Annotated in this window: 7 protein-coding genes; all 7 read right to left on the bottom strand. The window is 33.1% G+C overall.

Annotated features, from left to right (window positions below):
* Window positions 1-40: 40 nt before the first annotated feature.
* The 7 genes from GQR97_RS09010 to GQR97_RS08980 all read right to left on the bottom strand — a co-directional run bounded on the left by GQR97_RS09010 (window position 41) and on the right by GQR97_RS08980 (window position 12,777).
* Window positions 41-1,717, bottom strand: a complete 1,677-nt coding sequence (locus GQR97_RS09010) for a glycoside hydrolase family 43 protein (RefSeq protein WP_158847608.1) — start codon at window positions 1,715-1,717, stop codon at window positions 41-43.
* 11 nt (window positions 1,718-1,728) lie between these two features.
* Entirely contained in the window at window positions 1,729-2,814 is a 1,086-nt protein-coding gene (locus tag GQR97_RS09005; RefSeq protein ID WP_158847606.1) for an endo-1,4-beta-xylanase, read from the bottom strand.
* Window positions 2,815-2,908: 94 nt separating this feature from the next.
* On the bottom strand, window positions 2,909-4,264 hold the full coding sequence (locus GQR97_RS09000) for an endo-1,4-beta-xylanase (protein WP_158847604.1): 1,356 nt from the start codon (window positions 4,262-4,264) through the stop codon (window positions 2,909-2,911).
* A gap of 37 nt (window positions 4,265-4,301) precedes the next feature.
* Window positions 4,302-5,549, bottom strand: coding sequence for a carbohydrate binding domain-containing protein (locus GQR97_RS08995; protein ID WP_158847602.1), 1,248 nt, complete (start codon window positions 5,547-5,549; stop codon window positions 4,302-4,304).
* A gap of 55 nt (window positions 5,550-5,604) precedes the next feature.
* Window positions 5,605-7,095 carry a RagB/SusD family nutrient uptake outer membrane protein gene (locus tag GQR97_RS08990; RefSeq protein WP_158847600.1) on the bottom strand — a complete coding sequence of 497 codons (1,491 nt, stop codon included), beginning with the start codon at window positions 7,093-7,095 and terminating at the stop codon, window positions 5,605-5,607.
* Between the two features lie 13 nt (window positions 7,096-7,108).
* A complete protein-coding gene (locus GQR97_RS08985; RefSeq protein ID WP_233267630.1) occupies window positions 7,109-10,105 on the bottom strand; it encodes a SusC/RagA family TonB-linked outer membrane protein in 2,997 nt (998 codons plus the stop codon).
* Window positions 10,106-10,128: 23 nt separating this feature from the next.
* Entirely contained in the window at window positions 10,129-12,777 is a 2,649-nt protein-coding gene (locus GQR97_RS08980; protein ID WP_158847598.1) for a glycoside hydrolase family 3 protein, read from the bottom strand.
* Window positions 12,778-12,911: the final 134 nt, after the last annotated feature.

Below are 12,911 nucleotides of genomic sequence, written 5' to 3'. Positions count from 1 at the left end.
CCAACATTATTGGTAGCAATTTGTATTTACAGATTATTTATTAATCTAAATTCTCAATTTCAAACCAATTAAACATAGCTGTATTTTCAGTCTCCATTCCTAATGAGGTGGTGTACATTGCATAAATAGTTCCTACAAATCCACCAGCTTGTTTGGTGCTTAAAAAACGTGCATCTACATCTTGTTGTAAAATTTGATACTCTTGATTTTCTTCAGCATATAAAAAATTATAGTTAGCTCCTTTTGCTTCTATTTTTAATTTTATAGAAGTAGAAGATTGCAATGGTTTTTCTATCAGCAACTTCATACTATTTTCTGCAGATTTAAATAATTGAATTACTGGCTTTCCGTTTACAACAGACTTACACATATAATAAAAATAGGCATTGTTTTGAAACGCAATAATGCCAGCTTTTTCATTTGGTTTTGAAGTATTAAAATTCATTTCTGTGCTAACACTTCCCTTTGAATGTTGTTGTCTGTATCCAATAAAACTAGGATTCTCAGGGCTTGAAACACTTTCTGAACGTGTATTGATTTGTAAACTACCATCTGAGATAGCATACCATTTTTCTCTTGGCGTTCTTAAAAACAACCATTCAAAACCTAATTTTGAATTTTCAAATTCTTCTTTAAACGTATATATTCCGCTATTTTTAAACGATTTTTCTTGTTTTAAAACATTATTTGGCGTTAGATATTTAGATTTAACAATATCGCCTCCTAAATTAAAAACGGGCCATCTGTTTTCCCATTTTATTGGCGCCATAAAAGTTTCTCTTCCCGTATTGTAATGGTTGTCTTCATAGGGTCTGCAACCAAGAAAAACGCCCCACCAATTACCATTTTTATCTTCAATAATATCTGCATGACCCGTTGATGTAATTGGGTTATCTCTATTAACGTCTAAATCTCGTTGCGTTAAAATTGGGTTGTTTTCATAACTTATATAAGGGCCCCAAACATTTTTACTTCTAAACACAACTTCGGAATGATCTTCTGCTGTACCACCTTCTGCAGCCATTAAATAATAAAAACCGTTTCTTTTATAAATATGAGGTCCTTCAATCCAAATTGTTTTTTTAGCAATGTCGGTTCCTCCATTCACCAAAATTTTTGGCTCACCAACTACTTTTTTATTTTCAACATCAAACTCATACATTTTTATGGTTCTATGTCCATTGTACAATGGTTGTTTGTTAGGCGCATCACTATTATAAATTATATATGTTTTTCCGTTATCATCAAAAAACAACGAAGGATCAATGCCTTCAACTTCAGGAATCCAAAACGGATTAGACCAAGGTCCTTCAGGATTTGTAGATGAAACAACAAAATTATTCTCACCTCCTACAATTGTACAAGTGACATAAAAAACACCTTTATTAAACCGAATGGCAGGAGCAAAAACACCTTGAGAAACATCTAGTCCATCTAAGTTTAATTGTTCTGGTCTGTCTAATACATTTCCTATTTGCTCCCAATTCACCAAGTCGTTACTTTTAAAAACAGGAATTCCAGGGAAATAAGAGAAAGTAGAGTTTACCAAATAATAAGAATCTCCTGCTTTACAAATACTTGGGTCTGGATAAAAGCCTTGTAAAATTGGGTTTGAGAATGTATTCACCAGGTTTTCCATTACTTTAATTTTCTCTTTTTTATTTGTACAACCTATTAAAGCAATTACAAATACTAATACAATTGCAAATTTTTTCATACTATAATTTTTTATTCTTTTAAACCTTCTAAAACCCCAAAATAAGCTGGTTTAGGTTGTAAATTATCATCGTATATACAAGGCCAATCTTTTAAATTAAAAAAGCCTTTAATCCATGAGTCTCTATCTGTAAAATCCCAAAACGTAATCCCAAATTGTTGCGCTTTAGGCACTATTTCTTTATACATTTTAATCAGATTTTTATACTTCTCGGCTTGTGCTTGTTTCATTTCATCTGTTAAAACGCTATAATTTTGAATACCTCCTAATCTTTCATCATTATGTGTATTAAAAATAATATCAACTTCAGATAAATGAATTTGTAAACCCGTTGCCGCAGCTTTTTTGAGTGAATTCGCTATAACCTCATTAGGAATATCCATTCTAATATGCATTTGAAAACCTATCCCAGAAATCGGCACTCCTTTGGCTTTAAATTCCTTTACCATATTTAATACAGCGTTTAACTTTACAGTATCTCTTTCAATGTTAAAATCATTATAAAACAATACAGCAGTTGGGTCTGCTTCATGCGCATACCTAAATGCTTTTTCTATATAACTTTTACCTAGTTTTTTATACCAAAGTGATTCTCTATAATTTCCTCCGCTAGATTCAAAAGCTTCATTAACCACATCCCAAGCGGCTACTTTACCTTTGTATCTTTTTACATAAGTTTTTATATACTGTTGCATAAAATCATCTAACCAAACACTATCTTTTTCACCTTTTTCTCTAACCCATTTTGGGGTAGAACTATGCCAAATTAAATTATGCCCAAATAATCTTTGGTTGTGTGTTTTTGCATAGTGTAATATTGTATCAACCGTTTTCCAATTGTACTTGTTTTCAGCAGGCAAAATGGCTTGCATTTTCATATCGCTTGTTGCTGTAATACTGTTGAAATTTTCAATTTCTAATTTTTGAAGTTTAGCATCATTTAATAACCTATTAATATTTATTGCAGTACCAATTGGAAAGGTTGCTGCATTTTTCAATCCTAAAGCTTCCTTTTTTTCTTCGAAATCTTTACACGCGAAAACACTTATAACAACTACTAAAAAGCAAGCGTATTTTATACTGTGTGTGTATTTCATTTTTATTGAGTTTAAAAAAAATGGGTTTAAAATTTAAAAAGACTGATACTCTTTAAAGCTTTAAACCCATCTATAAAATGTTTATATTTATTTACTATAGTCCTTCTAAAAACCCGTAGTAAGCAGGTTTTTTATTATAATCATCGTCAAATAATAATGGCCATTCTGGGTTACCCCAAAAATCTATTAACCAAGATTTATTATCACGAATTCCCCAAACAGTTAACGCAAACTTGTTTTCTGAAGGAATGGCGTTATAGATCTCTACAACTTCTTTGTATTTTGCTTGTTGCAGGCTGCTTCTTTCACTTGTTAATGATGTTAAATTGCCATCAGGGTTTGCTCTAATATCTAATTCAGAAAAATGAACTTTTTTACCTTTAGCTACAATAGCATTTGCCGTTGCTTCAATTTGTGATGCAGAAGGCCCATTATACGAAATATGCATTTGAGCACCTACACCATCGATAAGATCACCAAGACCATCAACGATTGCTAACATTGCTGTTCTTTTTCCTGAACTTGAAGCCATATTATAATCATTATAAAATAATAAAGCATCTGGATCTGCATCTCTAGCAAATTGAAAACATTTTTTAATGTAATCGTTACCCATTTTTTGTTTGAAAATAGAGTTTCTTAATGGATTTCCACTACCATCATCTATAGCTTCATTTACAACATCCCAAGAGCGAACTTTACCTTTATACCTTGTAACAGTTGTAGTAATATAATCTTTCACCATAGTTTCAAATTCAGCATCAGTTCCAGAAAAACCCTCAACCCAAGAAGGTGTCGCATTATGCCAAATTAAAGCGTGCCCATGTACATTTATATCATTTGCAACAGCAAAATCTACAATGGCATCAGCAGCACTAAAATCATAACTACCTTGAGAAGGATACATCACGTTCATCTTCATCTCATATTCTGAAGTTAAATTGTTAAACTGCTCTTTTATAATATCAGTATATTTTCCACCTGCAGAAAGCCAAGAAGATCGAGTAATTGTACCCACAGAAAAAGTAGTCGCCGCATCTTTTAAACTTGTGTTGCTTGTAGAACCACAAAGTCCGTCAGGACAAACTCCATTTTCGTCAACTTTTATAACTTTGCTTTCTACCGTTGTAACGCCATCGTAAATAGCATATAATTTAACAGTATAATCGCCTACTTCGTTATATCTCACCTCATCTAAACCGGCCTCATCAATAACAGTTCCTTCACCTAAACCAAAATCCCAATAACTTTTATATTGAACAGTTCCATTCGTTGTGTTTTCTAATTGTATTACATAAGGATCTGTAGGTGAAACAGTATAACTAAACGAAGCCTGAATTGTTTCTGGCTCTATAAGTTCAGATCCATTAAAATTGTTATCCTCATCATTAGTACATGAGAATGCGAGCAACGTCGTTACAAATAAAAGTATAAGTTTATTTATTTTCATAATATCTATAATATTTAGTTAGCCAAGATTTTTACTCTTATTTTTTATTTACTTTAACATCATCAAGAATAAATGTACCAGCTGAAGTCCCCATATCTAAAGAAATATTAGTCATAGCCTCATTAGCTGTAAAAGTCCAAGTGTATTGTTCCCAATCTTCAGTAATTGTATAGTCTGGTGCGTATTGCGCCGAACCATCTGGTTTTGTTGAATAACGAATAACAGCAGGATCTCCTTTTGCCCATAAAGACACTTCATATTCAGCACCTACTTCTGTTTCAATGGCATCACTTACAAATTGTACGCTCCAAGCATCTCCAGCTGCTGAGTTTGATACTTTAACGGCTCTAGAACCGGATAATACATCGCTAGTTTCTTCAACAATGAAATCTCCTCCATTATATTTTCCCCAATTAGCAAATTCATTACCATCACCATCTTCAAAACCCCCGTTTAAAACTAAGCTAGAATCTGATGGAAGCGGAAGCGCTGCATCACCTTTTACAACTTCGATAACATCTATAACAAATGTTCCTGCAGATTTACCCATATCTAAAGATATATTAGTATTTGCTTCATTAGCCGTAATTGTCCAAGTGTATTGTTGCCAATCTGACGTTAATGTATAATCTGGACCGTATTGAGCTGATCCATCAGGTTTTGTTGAAAAACGGACTACTTCTCCATTACCTTTACCCCAAAATGAAACCGTATACTCTTCACCTATTTCAGTTTCAATAGCATCACTTACAAATTGCACAGTCCAAGGATCTGCATCTGCCGCATTAGATACTTTAACTGCTCTACCGCCTATAAGTGCATCTGTTGTAGAAAATATATTATCGCCTCCATTATAAGCACTCCAATTTGTAAAGTCATCGCCATCTCCTTCAACCAAATATCCATTTAATAATAAATTTTCTGGATTTGTTAAATAACCTTCTGCAACAGGTACAATTACCTCAACCATTTGGGTTGCTTGCAAAGCATTAATAGTGCTAACCATAGTTAATGTTACTAATTTGTTTCCCGATATTTTATATTCATGTTCTACAGGACCTGCTTGATCTGCAACTTTAGCATCTCCAATTTCAAACTCCCAATAGCTATAAAACTCTTCTTTATCTGGTGTTGTGTTTTCAAAATTATAAATACCTGAATTTTCTGCAGATTCTGTTATTGTGAATGTTGGTTGCGTTAGCTCCACCATTACCTCGTCATCGTTTCCGCACGACCAAAAGGCTGTGAACAAACATAATAGACCTAATATTTTATTGTTTTTCATAATTGTATTTTATTATTAAAATTATTCTAATACTCCTAGAGCATTAACTCAAATATTAAAAACCTGGGTTTTGATCTTCTGAATTAATATTAGCATTTGAACTAATCTCGGCATCAGGAATTGGCCATAATTCATTTTTCCCTACTTGAAAATTTGTTCCAGCTAATTCTGTAGCTACAATTCCCCATCTAAGCATATCATCAAAACGAACTTGTTCACCATTAAGCTCTACTTTACGTTCGTGAACAATTGCTTTAAAAACGGCATCTTTAGATAAACTTGCATCTAAATTATCCAAGCCTGCTCTAGTTCTAACTTTATTTATATAACCAATTGCTGTTGTTTGAGACCCCACTTCATTTTCACATTCTGCCATCATTAATAAAACATCTGAATAACGAATTACTTTTACGTTAATTCCAGATTCTCCATTTTCTGAAGGTTGTTTGTAATAATTTTGGTACTTTTTCCAAGCCACTGGTCTAATATTACCTCCGTTTTCAGCAAAATCTGACTCAACAAAAGTATTATCTCCATTGTTATATGTGTCTCCTGCCACGTAAAAACTACCAGCAAATCTTTTATCTCCTGCTTCAAACTCAGCCACTAAATCATCTGATGGATACACGTTAAACCAATCTAAAACGCCATAATCTTGCCCTCTCTTAGTTGCATGAATTGGACCTGTTCCATTAACAGCAGACCACCAGAATTGCTCAGTTCCTAAAGCTATATCGTACTCAACTTCAAAAATTGATTCCACACCATGCTCCGTTTCTTCCATAAAATTATCGAAGTAATTATCTTCAAGAGCGTAACCAGATAATTTATTAAACTCTACTAAAGCTAAATCATAAGATTCTTGATATAAGAATACTTTTCCTAAAAAAGCTTGAGCAGCTCCTTTTGTTGCTCTACCTGGTGTTTCTGCACCTTTATCATATAAATTAGTAGCAGCATATTTTAAATCGTCTATAATTAATTCAATCACTGCTTCTTTTGTACTTCTTGGTTGTCCTTCTGCATTGTCGGTTCCATCACCTAAATAAATAGGAACTCCTCCATAACGATTTACTAAAAGCCAGTAATAATGTGCTCTTAAAAAACGTGCTTCACCAATATATTTCGCTTTTTTAGCAGCAGTTAATGTTCCTTCTGGCAATGCATTAATTTTTTCAGTATTAGCAATTACAAAATTTGCTTTGTTAATTCCTCTATAACATCCATCCCAATAATCTTTAATAGAAGGTAGACTTGAATCGAATGAGAAATCTGCAAAGGTTACTTTATCTCCTTCTTGTTGACCGTTACCGGATTGTTCATGAGACATATTGTCCATCATATAAAACATTAACCTACCATACAATCCAAATGGTTGCAAATTTGCATAAGCTGCATTTACTGATGATTCTACTTGAGACTCATTTGAGAAAAAAGTATCTGGTGATAATTGATTTGGGTTTGATAATTCCAAATCTTCTTCCGAACAAGAATTTGTTAAAAAAATTCCGAATAGTGCTATAACTATTAATATATATTTTTTCATGATTTTTTAATTTTTAAAATGAAACTTGAACTCCTAATAAAAAAGATTTAGGCTGTGGGTATTTACCTCTATCAATTCCAAATTCACCTCCTCCTATTTCAGGATCTAAACCAGAATAATCACTTATAGTTACTAAGTTTTGACCACTAACATACAAACGTAATTTTGAAAAATATTTTTCGAATGTTTCATTTGGAAATGTATAACCTAAGGAAATACTTTTTAATCTGGTGTATGATCCATCTTCAACAAAACGATCAGAAATTCCATTGTTTTGAGGTGCTCCTAAAATTCTAGGCTCTGTCCCTGTTGGGTTTGTTGCAGACCATTTATTATCGTAATAAGATTGGCTTACATTAAATAACCTGTTTGCTCCACCCACTAAATCGTACGTATTTGTATTAAAAACTTCGTTTCCTGAAACTCCTGTAATAAATAAGCTCATATCGAAATTTTTATATTTAGCGTCTAAATTTAAACCGTATGTTAAATCTGGAAATGGATTACCAATAATTGTTCTATCATCAGAATTAATAGCTCCATCACCATTTAAATCTTTAAAGCGAATGTCTCCTGGCTTAACAATAACTTGGTTTGGGTTTGCAGTAAATACAGCCTCTACTTCTTCTTGATTTTGGTAAATTCCGTCAGATACTAAACCGTAAAAATGAAATAATGATTCTCCTACAACTGTACGCGTAACATCTGCTCCACCTAATTTGTAAGGAGATCCTGTAATCTCATCTCTAGCACCTAAACTTAATACTTCATTTTTTGAAGTTCCTAAATTTAAGTTTGCAGACCAAGTAAAGTCTCCATCATAATCATTAAATCCTAATACTAATTCAAAACCTTTAGTTTCAACAGAACCAGCATTTACAGGTAAGCTACCTGCATTAATACCACTTGATAATACAGCAGGTATGTAAATTAATAAATCATTACTTGTATTTTGGTAGTACTCTAAAGAAGCTGTAAATTTTTCATTAAATAAACCTGCGTCTAAACCAACGTTTATAATTTCTTTGGTTTCCCATTGTAAGTCTTGATTTGAACCTCCGTTAGCTGTTACACCAAATGCAACTGCACCACCAATAGGATATTCAAAACCACCTGTTAAAGAAGGTGCATATAAATAATCTCCAATAGCATCACTACCTACAGTACCGTAACTAGCTCTTAATTTTAAGTTACTGAAGTTAGAATCTTCCATAAAAGATTCTTTTGCAATATTCCAACCAGCAGATGCTGAGTAAAAGTTAGCCCAACGTTTGTTTGCTCCAAATCTTGATGAAGCATCACGTCTAAAAGATGCAGATGCAATGTATCTACCATCAAAATTGTAATTAACACGTCCTAAGTATCCAATTTTATTTACTTCTGAAGAACTTGAGCTAACACTTGAATCTTCATTAGAAACTTGATTTACTTCATCTGTAACAGCATTTCTACTACTTGCATTTAGACTTTCGTTTTTTCCTTCATATTTTTCAACCAATGCTAATATTTCAAAATTATGATTATCATTAATTGTTGTTTTATAGGTTAAACTATTATCAAATATGATTGTTTGACCATTACCGCTATTACGTGTAATTGCTGCATAATTTTGTGCGTGTGTAGTACTACCTTCAACACTATCATCACTATATGACGGTATGAAATTACTATTATTGTAAGTGTAATAATCTAAACCTACTTGAGATTTAAATTTTAAACCTTCAATAATTTCTAGTTCTGCATAAACATTTCCAATAATCCCTAATGATTTATTTACTGCGTCACCAAGTTTTTGAACTCTTACTGGGTTTACAGCATCTTGTCCATCTGCTGATGAAGAAGGCCCTTGAAAACCACCTAAGTTACTTGAATTATATACAGACAAATAAGGTGCCGCTTTAATGGCGTGCTCTATAAGTGATCTACCTTCTGCATCTCTTTCCGGATTTTGTTTTCCGAAAGAAAGAGACATAGATTCACCTACTGTAATTTTTCCAAATTTAGCACTACTATTTGCTCTAAAAGAATATCTTTCAAAACCTGTATCAATTAAAGTTCCTTCTTGTTTTAAATATTCAGCAGAAAAAAGATGTGTAGAGTTTTCTGTACCACCAGAGTAACTTAAATTATAATCCTGAATAATACCTACTCTAAAGATTTCATCTTGCCAATCTGTATTGGTTTTGTAAGTAGATAATGGTCTGTTAGGAAACACTCCTAATTCACCTGCGTATTTTAAATAATCTATGGTTTCTAATACATCATATCTTTTTGCTACTGTTTGAAAACCTGTATAGGTATTAAAGTTTAACCTTCCTTTTCCATTTTTACCTTGTTTTGTAGTAACAACCACTACACCATTAGAGCCTTGCGCTCCATAAACCGCAGTAGTAGAAGCATCTTTTAATACAGAAACAGATTCTATATCGTTTGGACTAATACCAGATAGGTTACCAACAATAACACCATCAATGACATATAATGGCGAGTTATTACCTACTGAACCTAACCCTCTAATTAATACTGAAGGTGAAGATCCTGGCACACCACTATTAGCTACAGTTATACCCGCTGCTCTACCTTGCAATGCAGATTCTGCATTTGTTACCGGTATTGAAGACATTGTTTCGGAATCGATTGTTGAAATCGCTCCTGTTACCTCTGCTCTACTTTGAGAACCATAACCAACAACTACAATAGCTGCAAGAGCTTCTACGGATTCTTCTAAAGTAACATTTATGGTACTTTGAGTTCCAATAGTTATCGTTTGAGAAAGCATACCAATATAACTGACAGTTAATTGATCTCCAACGTTAATATTTTGTAAGGTGTAATTACCATCAAAATCTGTCGATACACCAATAGTTGTTCCAACAACAATAAGCGACACTCCCGGCAATGGCACACCGCCTGTATCTGAAACTGTACCACTAATGGTTTTTGTTTGTGAAAAGGCATTTTGCATGCAAAACATGGCAAACAACATACCTAAAAGTTTAAGTTTAATCATATTAAATAGTTTAAGTTATTAAATTAGTTTATTAATAATACTCGTTTTGATAAAACATCTGTTGTTTTGGCACTAGCTACTCCTTTAAAACCAGGTTGCTTCCCTCCAATACTTAATAATAGATTTTCAGTTTCTATTATTTTTTTTCCTTCGGATGTTATTGAGGCATATTTATCTGCATCAATTTTATAATTTACTGTTTTGGTTTCGCCAGCATTTAAATGAATTCTTTTAAAACCTACCAAAGTTCTAATTGGAGATTCGTCTTGTTTATCCTCATGTGTTAGATAAAACTGAACCACTTCGTCTCCATCTACAGCTCCAGTGTTTTTAACATCAACTGCAATTTTAATAGCATCATTAAGTTTTACCTTTTCTGGAATATTTAAATTTTCATATTCAAAACTAGTATAACTTAAACCATGGCCAAATGGAAACAGAGGAGCTCCTTTAAAGTATTTATAGGTTCTGTTTTCCATATTATAATTTTTAAAATCGGGTAAATCTGTAACCGATTTATAAAATGTAATTGGAAGTCTGCCACTTGGATTATAATCTCCAAATAAAACATCTGCTATAGCTTTCCCTCCAAACTCACCTGGATACCATGCTTCTAAAATAGCCGGAACGTTTTCCGCAGCCCAATTAACGGCCAAAGCACTACCATTCATTAAAACAACAATGGTTGGCTTGCCTAAAGCATGAACTTTTTTCATGAGTTCAATTTGGTTTTTTGGAAGTTTTAAGCTTGAACGATCTCCTTTATCAAAACCATCCAACTCTACGGGCATTTCTTCTCCCTCTATCTCAGGAGATAATCCTAGACATAGTAAAACAATTTCCGATTTTTTGGCTGCTTCAATAGCTGGAGTTAATAAATCCTCGTTAAGTTTTGCCCATAGTAAATGGACTTGCGGATCTGATAATCTATTTTGATATTCAATTTTAATAGGGTAAGCTTTACCTTCTTCAAGTTCCATATCAAAATACTCAGTTTTTGGCTCGTAATCTGCAGAAAAATCAGCATATAAAGAATCTCCCATAAATAGTTTTCCGTAACTACTAGCTTTAAGTGCTATTCTATATAAACCTGTTTGTTTGGGGATTATATTACCTGTCCATCGTACCGAAAAAACATCGGATTTAAAATCTTTTATAGGCCGTTTTGGCGTCCAAATAAAATCAATAACACTGTCCGTTTGTGTTAAAACTGGTTCACCTTCAAAATTTGATTTCGTATAATACTCACCTTTCAAACCCGATTTATTTTCACTTTCAAGAACCGAAACTGGTATATGCGTAAATGTTGACCAGCCAGAGGCAATATCACTACCCAAAGCATAATTAACTTCGGTATTTGGCAATTTTTGTCGAATTGCTTTTAGGGGAGTTATATAATTATGAGGTGTACCATGATAATTACCTAACAGAGATTGTACTGCATCGGCATTTGGACCAATTACGGCAATAGATTTAATATTCTTTTTTAAAGGCAAAATATTATTATCATTTTTAAGTAAAACCATGGACTCTCTTGCTATTTTTTCAGATAATTCCAAATGTTTTTCACTAGCCACAACACTATATGGTATTTTTGACCATTTAACGTTTTCAGGGTTATCAAACATTCCTAGTTTAAAACGTGCTATAAACAATCTACTTAAAGCTATGTCTATTTGATTTTCATCTACAAGTTCTTTTAATACAGCTTCATTAAGACTTGGATCAAATACATTACCGCAGTTTAAATCTGTACCATTGTTAATTGCCATAGCACCAGCTTCTGCCGGTGTTTCTACAACACCATGATTTTCAGGTTGCCAAAAATCGTTAATTGCCCAACAATCTGAAACCACATAACCTTTAAACCCCCAATCCTCTCTAAGAATCTTACTTAACAATAAATTATTTCCACAACATGGCTCATCTCTATATCTATTATAAGCACACATAATAGAATGCACCTTGGCTTCTTTTACTGCTGCTTCAAATGCCGGTAAATACGTTTCATATAAATCTTTATTAGATGTTTGATAATTATCTTGATGTCTTGATTTTTCTGGACCACTATGTACTGCAAAATGCTTAGCCGTAGCAACTACCTTTAGGTATTTATCATCATCTCCTTGAAGACCTTTTATGTAATTAACACCAATTCTACTCGTTAAAAATGGGTCTTCACCATAAGTTTCCTGGCCTCTTCCCCAACGTGGATCTCTAAAAATATTAATATTGGGCGTCCAAAATGTTAGTCCTTGAGCAATACCTCGTTTTCCTTCCGAAACAAATCTGTGATGTTTAGCTCTAGCCTCATCGGATACAGCTTCTCCCATTTCTAATATTAACGAAGGATTCCATGTTGCTCCCATACCTATTGCTTGAGGGAACACCGTTGCTTCTCCTGCTCTTGCTACTCCATGTAAACACTCGTTCCACCAATTATATTCCGTGATACCTAATCGATCGATAGCAGGCGCATCAAAACGCATTTGAGAAACCTTTTCTTTAAGAGTCATTTGGTTTATTAAATCATCAACTCTTTCTTCAATTGATAAACTTTCATTCTGAAACTTAAAAGCAAAAGTTTTTTTGCTTGAGCCACAAGACCAAATCAATACTAATGTACCTAGCAGCACAAATAAAAATTGTAATATGTATCTATTATTTACCATTAGTTTTATTCTAAAAACAATTAAAGATTAAAATAAGAAGTAGCAGTAGAAGAGCTATTAGTAGTACTTCTCTTAACAGTTTAGACTTAACACCTTTCTTGTTTTTCGATTTATATTGTTCCATATTATCTTAT

Origin of the sequence: Algibacter sp. L1A34, assembly GCF_009796805.1 — a bacterium.
Lineage (GTDB): Bacteria > Bacteroidota > Bacteroidia > Flavobacteriales > Flavobacteriaceae > Algibacter.
Note: the sequence above shows the minus strand (reverse complement) of the source record. Positions and strands in the feature narration are given on the sequence as shown.

Coding starts and splice junctions, on each gene's coding strand:
- GQR97_RS08995 (WP_158847602.1), bottom strand. CDS start 5,549: ATGAAAAACAATAAAATATTAGGTCTATTATGTTTGTTCACAGCCTTT.
- GQR97_RS08980 (WP_158847598.1), bottom strand. CDS start 12,777: ATGGTAAATAATAGATACATATTACAATTTTTATTTGTGCTGCTAGGT.
- GQR97_RS08990 (WP_158847600.1), bottom strand. CDS start 7,095: ATGAAAAAATATATATTAATAGTTATAGCACTATTCGGAATTTTTTTA.
- GQR97_RS09000 (WP_158847604.1), bottom strand. CDS start 4,264: ATGAAAATAAATAAACTTATACTTTTATTTGTAACGACGTTGCTCGCA.
- GQR97_RS09005 (WP_158847606.1), bottom strand. CDS start 2,814: ATGAAATACACACACAGTATAAAATACGCTTGCTTTTTAGTAGTTGTT.
- GQR97_RS08985 (WP_233267630.1), bottom strand. CDS start 10,105: ATGATTAAACTTAAACTTTTAGGTATGTTGTTTGCCATGTTTTGCATG.
- GQR97_RS09010 (WP_158847608.1), bottom strand. CDS start 1,717: ATGAAAAAATTTGCAATTGTATTAGTATTTGTAATTGCTTTAATAGGT.